This is a genomic window from Streptomyces cynarae (genome assembly GCF_025642135.1).
GTDB lineage: Bacteria > Actinomycetota > Actinomycetes > Streptomycetales > Streptomycetaceae > Streptomyces > Streptomyces cynarae.
Window position 1 is genome coordinate 5,612,281 of record NZ_CP106793.1, and the last position, 18,372, is coordinate 5,630,652.

The following is an 18,372-nucleotide window of genomic DNA, read 5'->3' on the forward strand; positions in this document are numbered from 1 at the left end:
GGCCTCACTGTCGTCAGAAGAAGCGCGGATCGGCGAAGGCGCCGGACGCCACCAGGTACACGTAGAAGTCGGCGAGGGCCACGCTGACCAGGGACGCCCACGCCAGCAGCATGTGCCGGGCGTTGAGCCGGCTGATGAACACCCACGCCTTGTAGCGCACCGGGTGCTCAGAGAAGTGCTTGAGCTTTCCGCCGACGATGTGCCGGCAGGAATGACAGGAGAGCGTGTACGCCCAGATCAGCGCGATGTTCACCAGGAAGACCAGGGTGCCGAGCCCCATGTGGCCCCAGCGGTAGTGCTGGTCGCGGAAGGCGAGCACGGTGTCGTAGGTGAGGACGCCCGCCACCAGGAGCGCCGCGTAGAAGAAGTACCGGTGGACGTTCTGCAGGATCAGCGGGAAGCGGGTCTCGCCGGTGTACTTCTTGTGCGGCTCCGCCACCGCGCAGGCCGGGGGCGACGCCCAGAAGCCGCGGTAGTAGGCCTTGCGGTAGTAGTAGCAGGTCAGGCGGAAGCCCAGCGGGAAGATCAGGATGATGATCGCCGGGGAGATCGCCCACCAGCTGCCGAAGAGGTCCGCGTTGGGGCCCGCGTGCATGGTCCGGCACCGCTCCGCCAGGCAAGGCGAGTAGAACGGCGAGACGTACGGCGCGGCGTAGTAGTGCGCGTCGGCGAAGGCGCGCCAGGTCGAGTACACGACGAAGGCCAGCAGCCCGGCGGCGGTGCCGGCCGGGGCCAGCCACCAGCGGTCGGTACGCAGGTGGCGCCCGGGGATCGCGGCGCGCCTGCCGGTCCGCTCGCCGCCGGGCACGGCGGCGTGGGTGTCGGGGGATTCGGTGCCAGTGGCCAACTTGGGACGCACCTTCTTCGTCAGGGGGCGTGCCGGTCGCGGGCGCCGAGACCCTCGTCGTCCGAGTCCGTCCACAGGGTGGTGTCGTACGGGGTGTCGGGGATGGCGACGAGATCGGGCCGCCGCAAGGCGCCTGCCGCACTGGCCGCCTCGCGCAGCAGCGCCACGCTCTCGCGCAGGTGGTCGGCGTCGGTGCGGACACGGCGGATGTCGAGCCCGCCGCTGCCCATCTGCCGCTCCAGCCGCCCGACCGACCGGCACAGGTCGTCGAGGCAGCGCTGGACCGATGTCAGTTCCTCGTGCACGGACATGACGTGACCTCGCTTCCACGGGTCCTTCGGACCGGGTCGGCAACGCTCATGCGCCTGCGAGTGTTGCGCGTCACACCGACCGTAGGGAAGGGACATGCAGCGATTGGCCGACGCACGGGGGTGTGTGCGGGTGCGTTTTCGAATCTCCCGCCACGCCGGGGTGAAGGCGGCGGGGGTACGGACAGGCGGCCGGCTGCGCCATACGGGTGAGCTTGCCCCGCCGCGTCGTCGTGTCGCCGCATCCCGTCGGCCCCTTTCCTCTTCAGTGGGCGCATACATCTGATCAGCTCCAAATACCCCCAATACTCCCAAACCGGATCATAACGCCCTAACCCCGCTCATCCGCGGAGCGGCCCCTCGGAGGTAGACGTGATGTCCCACGACGGTGTCGGACCGCGCGCGGTAATGCGCTCGGTCGCATTCCTCACCGCGGGAGCCCTCGCGGCCCCGGCGCTCGCCGCCTGCAGCGCCGACGACGAGCAGAAGAGCAAGCCGGTCGCCGCGCAGGACGTCGCTCCCGCCGCCCGCGCCCTCGTCGCCGAGGGGGGCACCCTGCGCTGGGCCGTCGACGCCGTGCCCGAGACCCTGAACACCTTCCAGGCGGACGCCGGCGCCACGACCACCCGCATCGCGGGCGCCGTCCTGCCCTCGCTGTTCCGATTGGACGCGCAGGGGCGCCCGCAGCGCGATCCGGACTTCCTGGAGTCCGCCAAGGTGGTGTCGACCGAGCCCAAGCAGGTGGTCGTCTACCGCCTCAACCAGCAGGCCGTCTGGAGCGACGGCCGGGAGATCGGCGCCGACGACTTCGCCGCCCAGTGGCGCGCCCTCGCCGGCAAGGACAACGCCTACTGGACCGCCCGCAACGCCGGCTACGACCGCATCGAGAAGGTGGAGCGCGGGGCGAACAACCTCGAGGTCAAGGTCACCTTCGCCAAGCCGTACGCCGACTGGCGGTCGCTGTTCTCGCCGCTGTACCCGAAGGACGTCACGGGCACCCCGGACAGTTTCAACGACGCGGCCAGACGCGGCCTGAAGGTCACCGCCGGCCCCTTCTCCCTCGCCAAGGTGGACCGCAAGGGTGGGGAGGTCACCCTCGGCCGCAATCCGCGCTGGTGGGGGCGGCCCGCGAAGCTCTCCCAGATCGTGCTCGTGGCCGTACCGCTCGACCAGCGGGCCGCCGCGCTCGCCGACGGCAAGGTCGACATGGCGGAGGTGAACCCGGAGGACGCCGAGCGGATCACCCGCGCCGCCCGCGACAAGGGCAGCAAGCCCCTTCAGGGCCCCTCCGCGACCCCCAGCGGCGCCACGGGCGTCCCCGGCGCCGAGCAGCAGCAGGCCCTGCGCGGCTTCGTGATCCGCAAGTCCCTGGAACCCGCCTACACCCAGCTCGCCCTCAACGGCTCCCGGGGCCCCCTCACCGACGAGCGGGTGCGCCGGGCGATCGCCCGCGCCCTGGACCGCACCGAGCTGGCCGGGCTGGTCCTCAAGCCGCTCGGGCTGCCCGCCGTTCCTGTCGGCAGCCACCTGGCGCTCGCCGGGCAGGACGCCTACCAGGACAACAGCGGCTCCCTCGGCAAACAGGACACCGCCCAGGCGCAGGCGCTGCTGACCGAGGCGGGCTGGGTGCCCGGCGGGACGGTCAAGGAAGAGCCGAAAAAGAAGAAGGGCGCGGCCGGACCCGAGGGCCACAAGGCGGAGCACGGGGACGGCACGGGCGACGACGGCGCCTACATCGTCGGCGAGGACAACAAGCCGCCCGCCCAGCACGACCCCCGCGACCACGCGAACAAGCCCGCCGACGAACAGGCGGGCCGGCGCCTCGACGGCGAGCTCCAGCAGGAGCCCGGCCGGCGTCCGGGCGGGGCGCCGGGGGCGTACGCGCCCAAGGGGACGGCCGCGCCGGGCGGTGCCGCCTCCGGGGTGCTCGCCAAGGACGGCAAGGCGCTGCAGCTGCGGTTCGTGCTGCCTTCCGGACCGGGCTCGAAGACCCTGCGGACCGTGGGTGACCGCATCGCCCGCATGCTTCAGAAGGTCGGGATCCGCACGGAGATCACCGACGTCCCCGACGACAGCTACTTCAAGGACCACGTCGCGTCCGGGGACTACGACCTGGCGCTGTACTCCTGGCCCGCGACCGCGTTCCCCGCGACCGACGCCCGGCCGATCTTCGCCAAGCCGGTGCCGGCGGCGGACGGCTCACTGAGCGTCGAACAGAACTACACGCGGGTCGGCACCGACCAGGTGGACCAGCTCTTCGACCAGGCGATCGCCACACTGGACGAGGGCGAGGAACGGGACCTGGTCCGCAAGGCCGACGCCCGCATCTGGGCCACGGCGGCCTCCATCCCGCTCTACCAGCGCCCCCAGCTCACAGCCACCCGCACCGACCTGGCGAACGCGGGCTCGTTCGGCTTCGAGACCCCGGTCTACGAGGACATGGGCTACCTGAAGAAGGGCGCAAAACCGTCCCCGCGGGCTTCCTAGCTGCGGGCAGTCGTGCCGCTGGGGCCATGGGGGCCCCGCTCGAGGAGCCGAGAGCCTGGTGGAGGGTGGGCGCAGCGGGCACCCCGTAGCGCCGGGTTGCGCACCCCACCCCCGCCCAGCCTCGGTACCGGGCGCCGCAAACCACCCTGAGCTGCACCAACGTGACCCGGCCCCCCTCAGCGGCAGCGCCCCCGTACCATGGGGTGAGGCCGTGGCACGTTCAGCCCGGCAGGGCGCGCGTACCGAGGACGTACGCGCAGCCGTCCTCACCATTCCGGGAGTACGCCGCAATATGGCTGTGACTGCAACGCGTCACGACATCCGCAACGTCGCCATCGTCGCCCACGTCGACCACGGCAAGACGACCATCGTCGACGGCATGCTGAAGCAGGCCGGCGCCTTCGCCGCCCACCAGCTCGAGCAGGTCGACGACCGGGTCATGGACTCGAACGACCTGGAGCGTGAGAAGGGCATCACGATCCTCGCCAAGAACACGGCGGTGAAGTACCACCCCAAGGACGGCGGGGACCCCATCACCATCAACATCATCGACACCCCCGGCCACGCCGACTTCGGCGGCGAGGTCGAGCGCGGTCTGTCGATGGTCGACGGTGTCGTGCTGCTGGTGGACGCCTCCGAGGGCCCGCTGCCGCAGACCCGCTTCGTGCTGCGCAAGGCCCTCCAGCAGCGCCTGCCCGTCATCCTGTGCATCAACAAGACGGACCGCCCGGACTCCCGTATCGACGAGGTCGTCAACGAGACCTACGACCTCTTCCTCGACCTGGACGCCGACGAGGAGCAGATCGAGTTCCCGATCGTCTACGCCTGCGGCCGTGACGGCATCGCCTCCCTGACCAAGCCGGAGAACGGCACGGTCCCGGCCGACTCCACCAGCCTGGAGCCGTTCTTCTCCACGATCCTGGAGCACATCCCGGCGCCGACCTACGACGAGGACGCCCCGCTCCAGGCCCACGTCACCAACCTGGACGCCGACAACTTCCTCGGCCGTATCGCGCTGCTCCGCGTCGAGCAGGGCGAGCTGCGCAAGGGTCAGACCGTCGCCTGGATCAAGCGCGACGGGAGCATCAGCAACGTCCGCATCAGCGAGCTGATGATGACCGAGGCACTCACCCGCAAGCCCGCCGAGAAGGCCGGCCCGGGTGACATCTGCGCCGTCGCGGGTATCCCCGAGATCATGATCGGCGAGACCCTGGCCGACCCCGAGAACCCCATCGCGCTGCCGCTGATCACGGTCGACGAACCCGCGATCTCCATGGTCATCGGTACGAACACCTCGCCGCTGGTCGGCAGGGGCGGCACCGGCAAGGGCGCCAACGCCAAGGCCACGGTCAAGGACCGCAAGGTCACCGCGCGCCAGGTCAAGGACCGTCTCGACCGCGAGCTGGTCGGTAACGTCTCCCTGCGGGTCCTGGACACCGGCCGCCCGGACGCCTGGGAGGTCCAGGGCCGTGGTGAGCTGGCGCTGGCGATCCTGGTCGAGACCATGCGCCGTGAGGGCTACGAGCTGACGGTCGGCAAGCCGCAGGTCGTCACCAAGGAGATCGACGGCAAGGTCCACGAGCCGTTCGAGCGCATGACGATCGACGTGCCCGAGGAGCACATGGGCGCGGTCACGCAGCTCATGGGCGTCCGCAAGGGCCGTATGGACAACATGTCCAACCACGGCTCGGGCTGGGTCCGCATGGAGTTCGTGGTCCCCTCCCGCGGTCTGATCGGCTTCCGCACCGAGTTCCTGACCAGCACCCGCGGCACGGGCATCGGCCACTCCATCCACGAGGGCTTCGAGCCCTGGGCCGGCCCGCTGCAGACCCGTAACAACGGCTCGCTGGTGGCCGACCGCTCCGGCTCCGTCACCGCGTTCGCGATGACGAACCTCCAGGAGCGCGGCACCCTGTTCGTGGAGCCGGGCACCGAGGTGTACGAGGGCATGATCGTCGGCGAGAACTCCCGCTCCGACGACATGGACGTCAACATCACCAAGGAGAAGAAGCTCACCAACATCCGGTCCGCCACGGCCGACATCGCCGAGTCGATCGTGCCGCCGCGCAAGCTGTCGCTCGAGCAGTCCCTGGAGTTCTGCCGCGACGACGAGTGCGTCGAGGTGACGCCGGAGGCGGTCCGCATCCGCAAGGTCGTCCTGGACCAGCGTGAGCGGGCCCGCGCCGCGAGCCGCGCCAAGCACAGCTGATTTCCGGCCACCCACCGGCCACCTACGACAGGGTCGGGCGCTCCGCGAGACGGGGTGCCCGACCCTGTCGCGCAGAACAAGCGGGATAGGGAAAACCCTTCACTTCTTCAAGGGAGCCGCACAGCCCGACCCGTGCGCACTACCCTGCTGACGAGGTGCATTCCGGCCATGCCAGGCGGATCGCCGGCGAACGGGCTTTGCGGCGGCGGCCGTTCACCCGAACAGGACGGCGCGTGCACGGTGTGCATCGGTGTGCGCGTACGCCAGTGGCGCCCCCGCACACCTTCACCGTAACCGCAACCGGATTTTTTCCCCCGAGTGTCCGGAATGCGGACACCCATCCCCGGTAGATGTGTAACAAGTCCGTTTCGCAGGGATCTTTCGGCAAACCGTTTGTCCGGATTTTGGAAGATGTACGGGCCAGGTGTGATGGAACCGAGACCTTAGGGGTGTGGTTCGTCCCTGGTCGATGGCAGATAGTTAGGCGCGTAGAGCTCGGATCAACGGGTCATGCGCTATCGGTGGCGCCGACTCACGAGCGCGGGGGACACCTGAACGTTTCAGGCGCCGGTGACGGCGACGTGTCAGGTGTCCTCCCATGCGGTGAACCATTGGACTCATGAGGAGGAGCCCCATGCGTGGTGCCAAGAGCGCCAAGTGGGTTGCGATAGCCGCGGTTGTGGCGCTGGGCGCGACGGCCTGCGGTGGTGGCGGGGACAGCGGCTCGGGCGGCGGCAAGAGCAACGGCATCGTGTCGATGGAGATCGGTGAGCCGCAGAACAGCCTGGTCCCCACCAACACGTACGAGACCGAGGGCGGCCAGGTCATCAACGCTCTCTTCACGGGTCTGACCAAGCTCGACGGCAACAACAAGGTCGTCAACGCGATGGCGCAGTCGATCGAGACCAAGGACAACAAGGTCTGGACGATCAAGCTGAAGCCGGGCTACACCTTCCACAACGGCGAGAAGGTGACCGCCCAGTCGTTCATCGACGCCTGGAACTACGGCGCCAACCAGACGAACGCACAGCAGACCAACCCGCTGTTCAGCCACATCCAGGGCTACAAGGACCTGAACCCGGGCGAGGGCAAGAAGCCCAAGACCGACAAGATGTCGGGTCTGAAGGCCATCGACGACAACACCCTCCAGGTCACCCTGGACGGTCCGTTCTCGGCGTTCCCGTCGCAGCTGTCCTTCACCGCGTTCGTCCCGGTGCCCAAGGCGTTCTTCAAGGACCCGAAGGGCTTCGGCGAGGCCCCGATCGGCAACGGCCCCTTCATGATGAAGGGGAAGGTCAAGCACAACCAGGAAATCGACACGGTCAAGTACGACAAGTACCCGGACGCCTCGAAGATCGAGGTCAAGGGGGTCGACTTCAAGATCTACTCGAACCTGGACACGGCCTACAAGGACCTGGTCGCGGGCAACCTCGACATCGACATCAACGTCCCGACCTCGGGTCTGCCGACCTACAAGAAGGACCTGCCCGGCCGCACGATCGACGAGGCCGACTCGGCCGTCGGCTACATCGGCTTCCCGATCAAGTACAACAAGGCGTTCCAGAACGCGGACCTGCGCAAGTCCATCTCCATGGCGATCGACCGGAAGACGATCGCCGAGAAGGTCTTCGTCGGTGCCCGTACGCCCGCGGACGACTACATCAGCCCCATCATCGACGGCTACCGCAAGGGCGCCTGCGGTGAGGCCTGCACCTACAACCCGAGCAAGGCCAAGGAGCTCTACAAGCAGGCCGGCGGGCTGCCCGGCAACTCGCTGGAGATCGGCTACAACGCCGACGGCGGCCACAAGGAGTGGGTCGAGGCGGTCGCCAACCAGCTCCAGCAGAACCTGGGCATCAAGGTGACGGCCAAGCCGTTCGAGCAGTTCCAGGCCATCCTCAACGACCTGGACGCGAAGAAGTACCAGGGCGCGTTCCGCATGGCGTGGAGCATGGACTACCCGGACATGGAGGACTACCTCCGTCCGGTCTTCTCGAAGGACGCCATCGCCAACGGCTCCAACTACTCCGGCTACGTCAACGAGGAGTTCGAGAAGCTCCTCGTCAAGGGCGACCAGGCCCCGACGCACGAGGAAGCCGTCAAGATCTACCAGCAGGCCGACGACGTCCTCCTGAAGGACCTGCCGTACATCCCGGTGTACTTCTACACGCTGAACGCAGGTTTCAGCGAGAACATCAAGTCGATGACGGTCGCCGGCCACCAGGTCCTGTGGGACACGGTCAAGCTCGGCTGAGCCGTATCTGAACAGGTCCGACACGCGGCCAGAGGGTGAGCAGGGGGAGGGGCTCGAAGCCTTCCCCTGCTCACCCCTTCTGGCGTCTCCCGTCCGACAGTGCCGCCGCCCCGGCCACGGGCGGATCGAGCACCCCCCTCTGGAGCACCCATGGGCCGATACGTCGTGCGCCGCCTCCTGCAGGTGATCCCTGTGGTGATAGGCGTCACGTTCATCATCTTCTGCCTGGTCTTCGCGCTGCCCGGCGACCCGATCCAGGCACTGGCCGGCGACAAGCGCGCCGACCCCAACATCGCGGCGATCCTCCGCGCGCACTACCACCTGAACGAGCCGCTGTACCAGCAGTACTGGCACTACATCAGTGGCGTCTTCACCGGTGACCTCGGTGAGACCTACAACGGCCGTGCCATCTCGGACATCGTCGCCGAGCGGTTCCCGGTCACGCTCAAGCTGGGCCTGACAGCCTTCGCCATCGAGGCCGTGATCGGCATCCTGGCGGGCATCATGTCCGCGCTGAAGAAGGGCAAGTTCCTCGACAACGTGGTGCTGGTCGCCACCCTCCTGCTGATCTCCATCCCGGTCTTCGTGCTGGGCAGCGTCCTTCAGCTGGAGCTCGGCGTGAACCTCAAGGCCACGCCGGTCGCCGGCATCGACAAGGGCTGGCCGCAGAGCTACATCCTCCCGGCCATCGTGCTCGCCTCGACCTCGATGGCGTACATCGCACGACTGGTACGGACGAGCCTGACGGAGTCGATCCGGGCCGACTACGTCCGCACCGCGATCGCCAAGGGCCTGCCGCGGCGCCGGGTCATCGGCCTGCACGCGATGCGCAACTCCCTGATCCCGGTCGTCACCTTCCTGGGCTTCGACCTCGGCGCCCTGATGGGCGGCGCCATCATCACCGAGCGGGTGTTCAACATGCCCGGTATCGGCGGCCAGCTGGCCCAGTCCGTCTATCTGCGTGAGCGGCCGATCGTCGTCGGCCTGGTGACCCTGCTGGTGCTGATCTACCTGGCCGCCAACCTCGTCGTAGACCTGATGTACGCCGTGCTCGACCCGAGGATCCGCTATGAGTGAGAAGACGATAGAGAGGCCCACCACCGACGAGGCCTCCCTCGCCAAGGAGATCGAGGCCGAGGAGAAAGCGGCGGCCCGTCAGGCCAGCCTGCTCAAGGACGGCTGGGCGGACCTGCGGAAGCGGCCCATGTTCCTCGGGACCGCCTTCATCATCGTCTGCCTGCTCGCGCTGGCGATCGTGCCCAGCCTGTTCACGGCGCGCTCCCCGTTCTCGGACGGCTTCTGCCAGCTGCAGAACTCCATGAACGGGCCGTCGTCCGGGCACTGGTTCGGCTTCGACGTGCAGGGCTGCGACATCTACACGCGGACCGTGTACGGCACCCGCAACTCGATCGTCGTCGGCGTGGTGACCACCGTCGCCACCACTCTGATCGGCGGCCTGGTGGGCATGCTGGCCGGTCTGGTCGGCGGCTGGGTCGACGCGGTGCTGTCCCGGATCACCGAGGTCTTCTCGGCTCTGCCGCTCATCGTCGGCGGTCTGCTGATCATGTCGATCTGGGGCGGCGGCGACGTGTGGACGGTGTCGTTCATCATGGCGATCCTCGGCTGGCCGCAGGTCTTCCGGATCATGCGCGGCGAGGTCATCTCGAACAAGTACAACGACTACGTGATGGCCGCCCGTGCGCTCGGCGCGGGCTCGGGTCGGATCGCGTTCCGGCACATCCTGCCGAACACGCTCGCCCCCGTCATCGTCATCACCACCATGAACCTCGGTGTCTACATCGCCGCCGAGGCCGCCCTGTCCTACCTGGGCATCGGCATCCAGTACCCCAACATCTCGTGGGGTCTGATGATCAGTGACGCCCAGGACCGGTTCCTGACCTCGCCGCACGCGCTGCTGTTCCCGGCCGGCGCCCTGAGCATCACCGTGCTGGCGTTCATCATGCTCGGCGACGTCGTCCGCGACGCCTTCGACCCGAAGATGCGCTGAGGGAGGCGTACGTGACCACCATCCAACCGACGGACGCCGTCCCGGCTCCGCGACCCGGCGACGCCGAGAAGACCGGCCCGCTGCTCGAAGTGCGTGACCTGCACGTCGAGTTCCAGACCCGCGAGGGTGTGGTCCGGGCCGTCAACGGCGTCAACTACTCGGTGAACTCCGGGGAGACGCTCGCCGTGCTCGGCGAGTCCGGCTCCGGCAAGTCCGTGACCGCGCAGGCGATCATGGGCATCCTTGACATGCCGCCGGCCCGCATCCCGCAGGGAGAGATCCGCTTCTACGGCGAGGACATGCTGAAGATGTCCGCCGAGGAACGGCGCAAGCTGCGCGGCGCGCGGATCGCGATGATCTTCCAGGACGCGCTCTCCGCGCTCAACCCCGTGCTCAGCGTGGGTTTCCAGCTCGGTGAGATGTTCCGCGTCCACCGGGGGCTCTCCCGCAAGGAGGCCAAGGCCAAGGCGATCGAGCTGATGGACCGGGTGAAGATCCCGGCGGCCGCGGCACGCGTGAACGACTACCCGCATCAGTTCTCCGGCGGTATGCGCCAGCGCATCATGATCGCCATGGCGCTCGCCCTGGAGCCGGACCTGATCATCGCCGACGAGCCGACCACGGCCCTCGACGTGACCGTCCAGGCCCAGGTGATGGACCTGCTCGCGGAGCTGCAGCGCGAGTACCACATGGGCCTGATCCTCATCACCCACGACCTGGGTGTCGTCGCGGACGTCGCCGACAAGATCGCGGTGATGTACGCGGGCCGCATCGTGGAGACGGCGCCGGTGCACGAGCTGTACAAGCGCCCGGCCCACCCCTACACCCGGGGTCTGCTCGACTCGATCCCGCGCCTGGACCAGAAGGGCCAGGACCTCTACGCGATCAAGGGCTTGCCGCCCAACCTGCTGAAGGTGCCCGGCGGTTGCGCCTTCAACCCACGGTGCGAGAAGGCGCAGGACATCTGCCGCACGGAGCGTCCGCCGCTGGTCCCGGTGACCGAGCAGGACGGAACGGAACTGCCCGGCCGCGCGAGCGCGTGCCACTTCTGGAAGGAGACGATCCATGGCTGAGCCGACCAAGACCGGCGAGCCGCAGGACGCGACACCGAACGTCTCCGCCGTGGACGTCGCCGACGTGCACTCCGAGGAGGAGGCGGTCGCCGCCCTCGAGGCGCCGGTCGACCGGGGCGAGCCGATTCTGCAGGTGCGCAACCTGGTCAAGCACTTCCCGCTGACCCAGGGCATCGTCATCAAGCGTCAGATCGGCGCGGTCAAGGCCGTCGACGGCGTCTCCTTCGACCTCTACCAGGGCGAGACCCTGGGCATCGTGGGTGAGTCCGGATGCGGCAAGTCGACGGTGGCCAAGCTCGTGATGAACCTGGAGCGGGCGACCGCCGGTGAGATCTTCTACAAGGGCCAGGACATCACCAAGCTGTCCGGCAAGGCCCTCAAGGCGGTCCGCCGCAACATCCAGATGATCTTCCAGGACCCGTACACGTCGCTCAACCCGCGTATGACGGTGGGCGACATCATCGGCGAGCCCTTCGACATCCACCCCGAGGTGGCCCCCAAGGGCGACCGGCGCCGCAAGGTGCAGGAGCTCCTCGACGTCGTGGGTCTCAACCCGGAGTACATCAACCGCTACCCGCACCAGTTCTCGGGCGGTCAGCGCCAGCGCATCGGCATCGCCCGCGGCCTGGCCCTGAACCCCGAGGTCATCATCTGCGACGAGCCGGTCTCCGCCCTGGACGTGTCGGTCCAGGCGCAGGTCATCAACCTGATGGAGCGACTGCAGGACGAGTTCAACCTCTCCTACATGTTCATCGCGCACGACCTGTCGATCGTCCGGCACATCTCGGACCGCGTGGGCGTGATGTACCTCGGCAAGATCGTCGAGATCGGCGACGACGAGCAGATCTACGACCACCCGACGCACCCCTACACCCAGGCGCTGCTGTCGGCGGTCCCCGTGCCGGACCCGGAGGCCCGTGAGCACCGCGAACGGATCATCCTCACCGGCGACGTGCCGTCCCCGGCCAACCCGCCCTCGGGCTGCAGCTTCCGCACCCGCTGCTGGAAGGCCACGGACAGGTGCGCCGAGGAGGTGCCGCTGCTGGCGGTCCCGGAGCGCTTCAAGGGCGCGGACACCCCCGCGGCCCACGAGTCGGCGTGCCACTTCGCCGAGGAGAAGGACGTCGTGCACGCGGCCTGACGTCCGCCTGGCATCCGTTCGGTTCCCGGTACCTCGTAAGGTGCCGGGAACCGGCGTTTTCCGGAGGTGACGGGCTGTCTGAACCGTCAAGGGGCGACGACGGTCCGAGCCCAGTGGCACGCCACCTGCCCGACGTCGCTCCCGCCCAGCACGTCCGGTTCCCGCGTCCGGCACGCGTCCGCGACGCCCGCCCGTTCCGCCTCCCCGCCGGACAGGATCTGGCAGCGGGGGTGGAAGCGGCAGCCCGTGGGGATGCGGGAGGGGTCCGGGGGTTCGCCGGACAGGACGACAGGGGCGCCCGGGGCTTCCGGGAGGACCGACAGCAGCGCCTGGGTGTAGGGGTGCCGTGGGGCGGTGAGGACCTGTTCGACGTCGCCCGCCTCCACGATCCGGCCGAGGTACATCACCGCCACCCGGTCCGCGATGTTCCACGCCAGGCCCAGATCGTGCGTCACGACCAGCGCGGACAGGCCCAGTTCGGTGCGCAGGCGCAGCAGCAGGGCCAGGATCTCGCCGCGCACCGAGGCGTCGAGGGAGGCCACCGGCTCGTCGGCGACAATCAGTTCCGGGTCCAGGACGAGCGCGCCCGCGATCACCACGCGCTGGCGCTGGCCTCCCGACAGCTCGTGCGGATAGCGCAGGAAGAAGCGCTCCGGTGGGCGGAGTCCCGCCCGGGAGAGGGCCCCCGCGACCGCCGTCTGCTCGTCTCCGCCGTACCCGTGGATCCGCAGCCCCTCCGCGACCGCCTCGTACACCGTGTGCCGGGGGTTGAGCGATCCGCTCGGGTCCTGGAGCACCAGCTGGACGCGCCTGCGGTACGCCTTCAGGGCCCGGGCGGAGTAGTCGAGCGGCCGCCCGGCGAAGCGGACGCTTCCCGACGTCGGCGGTACCAGGCCGAGCAGTGCCCGGGCCAGTGTCGTCTTGCCGCAGCCCGACTCGCCGACCAGCGCCACGATCTCCCCGGGGCGGATGTCGAGGTTCACACCGTCCACCGCCCGGGACGGCACAGCGCCGTGGCGCCCGGGGAAGGTCACGCGCAGTCCCTCCGCGCTCAGCAGCGGTGACTCAGTCGGTGAGGCCGTCGCCGGTGTCGTCGGTGAGGTCGTCATGGGGTGCTCCTCGCGTCCTCCGTCGCCGCCGTCGGACCGGGGGCGGGATGTGGCGGCACATGCACGCACGCCGCCCGGCGGCTCGGGCCGGCGTCCCGCAGCTCCTGGTCCTGGGTGGCGCAGCCGTCCAGCACCACCGGGCAGCGCGGATGGAAGGCGCAGCCGGACGGCAGGGCGGACGGGTCGGGCGGATCGCCCGCCAGGCCGTGCGGGGCATAGCGGGAGGCCGGGTCGCCGATGCGGGGGAACGCCGCGGACAGGGCGCCGGCGTACGGATGCCGGGCGTCGTCGTAGAGCTGCCGGGCCGGGCCCTCCTCGACCACCCGGCCCGCGTACATCACCGCCAGCCGGTCGCAGGTCTCGGCGAGGACGGCGAGGTCGTGGCTGATCATGATCAGGCCGAGGTCCTGTTCGGCGACGAGTCGGCCGATCAGCCGCAGGATCTGCGCCTGGATCATCACGTCCAAGGCCGTCGTCGGCTCGTCGGCGATGACCAGCCGTGGGTCGCAGGCGAGCGCCATGGCGATCATCACGCGCTGGCGCTGGCCGCCGGACAGCTCGTGGGGGAACGCCGTCGCCCGTGCGGCCGGGAGGCCCACGTGCTCCAGCAGTTCGCCGGTCCTGCGCTTCGCCTCGGCCGCGGTCGCCTTGCGATGCAGCAGCATCGGCTCGGCGATCTGGTCACCGATCCGGTGCACCGGGTTGAGGGAGTGCATCGCTCCCTGGAAGACGATGGAGGCCCCCGCCCAGCGGACCGCCCTGACCTGCCCCCACCGCATCGTCAGCACGTCCTCGCCGTCCAGCAGGACCTGTCCGCCGACCCGGGTGCCGGGCGGCAGCAGCCGCAGCAGGGCCAGTGCCAGGGTGGACTTCCCGCAGCCCGACTCGCCCGCGATGCCGAGCCTCTGCCCCGCCTCCAGCACCAGGTCGACGCCCCGCACGGCGGCGGCCCCGCCGGCGTAGGTCACCTCCAGGTCCCTCACCTCGAGCAGCGTCAACGCTCCACCCCCAGCCGGGGGTTGAGGACGGACTCCACCGCGCGGCCGCACAGCGTGAAGGCCAGGGCGACGACGGCGATCGCGATGCCCGGCGGCACCAGGTACCACCAGTCGCCGGAGCTCACCGCGCCCGCCTCGCGGGCGTCCTGGAGCAGACCGCCCCACGACACGACCGTCGGGTCGCCCATGCCGAGGAAGGCGAGCGTCGCCTCGGCGAGGATGGACGAGGAGATCATCAGGGTCGTCTGCGCCAACACCAGCGGCATGACGTTGGGCAGCACGTGCCGCAGCATGATGTGAGCGTGGCCGCCGCCGAGCGCCCGCGCCCGCTCGATGTAGGGCCGGGACTCCACCGCCAGGGTCTGCGCCCGCACCAGCCGGGCCGTGGTCGGCCAGGACGTCACACCGATCGCCAGAATCACCGTACCGAGCGAGCGGGACATCACGGTGGCGAGCGCGATGGCGAGGACGAGCGTCGGCATCACCAGGAACCAGTCCGTGATCCGCATCATCACCGTGGCGTAGGCGCCCCGGAAGTGACCGGCGGTGATCCCGACCAGCGCGCCGATCGCCACGGACAGCACCGCCGCGAGCAGCCCGACCAGCAGCGAGATCCGCGAGCCCCACACCACCAGGCCCAGCAGGTTCCGCCCGAACCGGTCCGTGCCCAGCGGGAACCCGCCGCTCGGATGCTGAAGCGGCCGGCCCGGAGCGCCGGTCACACTCGACACGTCGGAACCGACGGTCAGCGGCGCGGTGAGCGCGACCGCGGCGAACAGGACGAGGACGGCCAGGCCCACGAGCCCGGCGCGGTGCGTGCGGTAGTGCGCCCAGAAACGGGCGGCGGAGCGGCGGCGGCGCTGCCAGGCGAGCGTACGCGGGCTCGCCTTCGCCACCGGAGGAGTCGTGTCGGTACGGGTCGGCCCGCCCGGGGGAGTCGTGTCGGTCGTCATCGGCCCACCCGGGGGTCGAGCAGCGGATAGATCAGGTCGGCCAGCGTGTTCATGAGGATCACCGCCGAGGCGAAGACGAAGAACAGGCCCTGGACCAGGGGAAGGTCGGGCACGCTCAGCGCCTGGTAGAAGAGCCCGCCGAGGCCGGGCCAGGAGAACACGGTCTCCACGAGGATCACCCCCGCGACGGTCCGGCCGAGATTGACGAAGACCAGCGTCACGGTCGGCAGCAGCGCGTTCGGCACGGCGTGCCGGCGCCGGACCAGGTCGTCCCTCAGGCCCTTGGCGCGCGCGGTGGTCAGGTAGTCGCTGCCCATCTCGTCGAGCAGCGCCGAACGGGTGACCAGCAGCGTCTGCCCGTACTCGACCGCCACCAGCGTGATCACCGGCAGGACGAGATGGTGGGCGACGTCGACGGCGTACGCGAAGCCCTCCTTGCCGCCCGACTCCATGCCTCCGGTCGGGAACACACCCGGGACCGGGCCCACGCCCACCGCGAACACGATGATGAGCAGCAGGCCCAGCCAGAAGGAGGGGATCGAGTACAGGGTCAGCGCCACACCGGTGTTGAGCCGGTCGCCGAGCCGGCCGTGGCGCCACGCCGAGCGGGTGCCGAGGACGATGCCGAGGACCGTGTAGAGGACGAACGCGGTGCCGGTGAGCAGCAGCGTGTTCGGCAGCGCCTCGGTGATCCTGTCGATGACGGGTGCCCGGAACTGGTACGACGTGCCGAGGTCGCCCGTGAGCGCCTTGCCGCAGTAGTCCGTGAACTGCTGCCACAACGGCAGGTCGAGACCGAACTCCCTGCGATAGGCCGCCAGCTGCGCGGCCGATACCGGGCGGCCGCCCGTCATGAACTTCACCGGGTCGCCCGGGATCAGCCGGAAGAGGAAGAAGCTGGTCACGAGGACGGCGAGCAAGGAGACGGCGGCGCCGCCCGCCTTGCCCGCCGCGTACCGCAGGTACGGGGTGCCGGCATGTGTCCGCAGTTCGCGCGCCGGTTCCACTACTCACGGTCCTCAGCGGTGGCGCGGCGCCGCAGGCCGAGGACCACCCCTGCGCCGACGAGGACCACGACGCCCGCGACGATGCCGACGACGACCCCGGTGGACGAGGAACCGCCCGAGGAGTCACCGGAGTCCGCCGGTACGGCCGACCACCAGCTCCAGTAGCCGTCCTGGCCGTAGATGTTGCCCGCCTTCCGAGGCATGGTGGTGATCGACGCGATCTGGTCCGTCCGGTAGGCCTCGACCGCGTTCGGGTACGCCATGACGTTCATGTACCCGAGGTCGTACAGCCGCGACTCGGCCTGCTTGACGAGGGCGGCGCGTTCGACGGGGTCGTACTCCGCGAGCTGCCGGGCGTAGAGGTCGTCGTACGTCCGGTCGCAGATGAAGTTGTCCGTGGCGGCCGTGTCCTTGGGGGTCGCCGGGAGCGCCGCGCAGGTGTGGATGGACAGCACGAAGTCGGGGTCGGGGTTGACGGACCAGCCGTCGAAGGCGAGGTCGTACCTGCCGGCGAGCCAGGGGTCGGTCACGTTGTCCAGGCAGTCGAGCGTCAGGCCGATGCCGAGCTTGCCCCACCACTCCTTCAGGTACTGGCCGACGGCCTTGTCGTTCGGGTCGGTGGCGTGGCACAGCATGCGGTAGGTGAGAGGCTTGCCGTCCTTGCCCACGCGTTTGCCGTCGGCGTTCTCCCGGTAGCCCGCCTGGTCGAGGAGCCGGGCGGCCTTCGCGGGGTCGTAGGCCAGCTCCTGGGTCGCCGACGGCTTCCAGAAGTACGTGGAGAAGCGGGGCGGGATGTAGCCCTGACCCTCGACGGCGTGGCCCTGGAACACCTTGTCGACGAGTGTCCTGCGGTCGACGGCCATGAACAGGGCGTGCCGCACCCGCTCGTCCAGGAGGGAGGGGTCGCCGTCGCCGAACTTCTGCCCGTTTCTCGCCCGGGCGCCGGGGTTGGTGGCGATGGCGTAGAAGCGGCGGCCCGGGGCGTCGTTGACCTTGATGTCCTTCACGCCCTGGAGCGAGGCGGCCTGAGCGGGTGTCAGGGAGGGCGAGCCGGCGACGATGGAAACCTCTCCCTTGCGCAGGGCCGCCACCGCCGCGTCCTGGTCCTTGTAGTACCGGAACACCAGCTCGTCGAACTTCGGGGCGCCCCGCCAGAAGTTCTTGTTGGCCTTGAGCCGCACATAGCTGTCGGGTTTGTAACCGGTCAGGACGAACGGCCCGTCACCGACCACGGGGAAGCTCTTGTCGTTGTTGAACGTCCCGAAGTCCCCGACCTTCTCCCAGACGTGCTCGGGCACGATCGGCACGTCGAGCGCGGTCATCGTGGCCTGGGGCTTCTTGAGCTCTATGACGAGCGTGGTGGCGTCCGGAGCCGTGACCTTCCGGAAGTTCGCGACGAAGCTGCCGTTCGCGGTGGCCGCCTTGTCGTCCGTCATCATCTTGTTGAACGTCCACGCCGCGTCCTCGGCGGTGACCTTCCGACCGTCCGACCACGTGGCGTCGGAGCGGATCGTGTACGTCCAGGTGAGCTTGTCGGCGGACGGCTTCCACCGGGTGGCGAGGCCCGGGACCGGGTGGGCGTCCCCCGCGTCGTAGTCGGTCAGGTACTCGTACATCAGCCGGTTGATGCTGGTACTGACCAGGCGGGTCGCGAGGAACGGGCTCAGCGAGTCCACGCTCTGGGCGACCGCCACGGTGAGGACCGCGTCGCTCTCCTTCGCCTCGGCCTGCTGGGGTAAGGCCAGAGCGGCGGAGACCGTGAGGGCGGCGGCGACGAGCCGGGCTGAACGGTGTCGGGGACGGTCCGGGCGCGAGCGCCCTCTGCCGTGCTGGTCTTGCGTGCTCATCGATGCTGACCTCACGTCATCACTGCACGGGGACGGCGGTTCGGGGAACGGCTTGATCGGGCCGGATCGGCTGACGCCGGATGGGTGATGAGTGTGTCTATCAGCGGTGCTCCGCACCCGTCAACGGTGCG

14 protein-coding genes are annotated in these 18,372 nt (G+C 69.3%); 7 read left to right on the plus strand and 7 right to left on the minus strand.

Going from position 1 to position 18,372, the window contains the following annotated elements:
• Nucleotides 1-13: 13 nt before the first annotated feature.
• Nucleotides 14-847: a hypothetical protein gene (locus N8I84_RS25725; protein WP_390898946.1), complete on the minus strand. Its 834-nt coding sequence runs from the start codon at nt 845-847 to the stop codon at nt 14-16.
• Between the two features lie 20 nt (nt 848-867).
• Nucleotides 868-1,158 (minus strand): hypothetical protein, encoded by a 291-nt coding sequence (locus N8I84_RS25730; RefSeq protein WP_263231826.1) that lies wholly within the window; start codon nt 1,156-1,158, stop codon nt 868-870.
• A gap of 372 nt (nt 1,159-1,530) precedes the next feature.
• Here N8I84_RS25730 and N8I84_RS25735 point away from each other — a divergent pair, with 372 nt between their 5' ends.
• The 7 genes from N8I84_RS25735 (at nt 1,531) to N8I84_RS25765 (ending at nt 12,327) form a co-directional block, all read left to right on the plus strand.
• Nucleotides 1,531-3,642, plus strand: coding sequence for an ABC transporter family substrate-binding protein (locus N8I84_RS25735; RefSeq protein WP_263231827.1), 2,112 nt, complete (start codon nt 1,531-1,533; stop codon nt 3,640-3,642).
• A 292-nt stretch (nt 3,643-3,934) separates the two neighbouring features.
• Nucleotides 3,935-5,851, plus strand: a complete 1,917-nt coding sequence (gene typA, locus N8I84_RS25740; protein ID WP_263231828.1) for a translational GTPase TypA — start codon at nt 3,935-3,937, stop codon at nt 5,849-5,851.
• A 634-nt stretch (nt 5,852-6,485) separates the two neighbouring features.
• On the plus strand, nt 6,486-8,105 hold the full coding sequence (locus N8I84_RS25745) for a peptide ABC transporter substrate-binding protein (RefSeq protein ID WP_263231830.1): 1,620 nt from the start codon (nt 6,486-6,488) through the stop codon (nt 8,103-8,105).
• Nucleotides 8,106-8,255: 150 nt separating this feature from the next.
• The gene (locus tag N8I84_RS25750; protein ID WP_263231832.1) at nt 8,256-9,182 is read left to right on the plus strand and encodes an ABC transporter permease; all 927 of its coding nucleotides are present in this window, start codon (nt 8,256-8,258) and stop codon (nt 9,180-9,182) included.
• Complete coding sequence (locus tag N8I84_RS25755; protein WP_103838420.1) at nt 9,175-10,113, plus strand: ABC transporter permease; 939 nt, start codon at nt 9,175-9,177, stop codon at nt 10,111-10,113. Before N8I84_RS25750 ends, N8I84_RS25755 begins: the two co-directional genes overlap by 8 nt.
• 11 nt (nt 10,114-10,124) lie before the next feature.
• Nucleotides 10,125-11,186 (plus strand): ABC transporter ATP-binding protein, encoded by a 1,062-nt coding sequence (locus N8I84_RS25760; protein ID WP_263231834.1) that lies wholly within the window; start codon nt 10,125-10,127, stop codon nt 11,184-11,186.
• Nucleotides 11,179-12,327 carry an ABC transporter ATP-binding protein gene (locus tag N8I84_RS25765; RefSeq protein ID WP_263231835.1) on the plus strand — a complete coding sequence of 383 codons (1,149 nt, stop codon included), beginning with the start codon at nt 11,179-11,181 and terminating at the stop codon, nt 12,325-12,327. The genes N8I84_RS25760 and N8I84_RS25765 overlap by 8 nt, the downstream gene beginning before the upstream one ends.
• A gap of 86 nt (nt 12,328-12,413) precedes the next feature.
• Here the strand turns inward: N8I84_RS25765 and N8I84_RS25770 are convergent, their stop codons facing one another.
• The 5 genes from N8I84_RS25770 to N8I84_RS25790 are packed head-to-tail and all read right to left on the minus strand — an operon-like array spanning nt 12,414 to nt 18,241.
• Nucleotides 12,414-13,436 carry an ABC transporter ATP-binding protein gene (locus tag N8I84_RS25770; RefSeq protein WP_263231837.1) on the minus strand — a complete coding sequence of 341 codons (1,023 nt, stop codon included), beginning with the start codon at nt 13,434-13,436 and terminating at the stop codon, nt 12,414-12,416.
• The gene (locus N8I84_RS25775) at nt 13,433-14,434 is read right to left on the minus strand and encodes an ABC transporter ATP-binding protein (RefSeq protein WP_263231838.1); all 1,002 of its coding nucleotides are present in this window, start codon (nt 14,432-14,434) and stop codon (nt 13,433-13,435) included. The genes N8I84_RS25770 and N8I84_RS25775 overlap by 4 nt, the downstream gene beginning before the upstream one ends.
• Nucleotides 14,431-15,387: an ABC transporter permease gene (locus N8I84_RS25780; protein ID WP_263231840.1), complete on the minus strand. Its 957-nt coding sequence runs from the start codon at nt 15,385-15,387 to the stop codon at nt 14,431-14,433. Before N8I84_RS25780 ends, N8I84_RS25775 begins: the two co-directional genes overlap by 4 nt.
• Nucleotides 15,384-16,394: an ABC transporter permease gene (locus N8I84_RS25785; RefSeq protein WP_263231841.1), complete on the minus strand. Its 1,011-nt coding sequence runs from the start codon at nt 16,392-16,394 to the stop codon at nt 15,384-15,386. Before N8I84_RS25785 ends, N8I84_RS25780 begins: the two co-directional genes overlap by 4 nt.
• Nucleotides 16,394-18,241: an ABC transporter substrate-binding protein gene (locus tag N8I84_RS25790; RefSeq protein WP_263231843.1), complete on the minus strand. Its 1,848-nt coding sequence runs from the start codon at nt 18,239-18,241 to the stop codon at nt 16,394-16,396. The genes N8I84_RS25785 and N8I84_RS25790 overlap by 1 nt, the downstream gene beginning before the upstream one ends.
• Nucleotides 18,242-18,372: the final 131 nt, after the last annotated feature.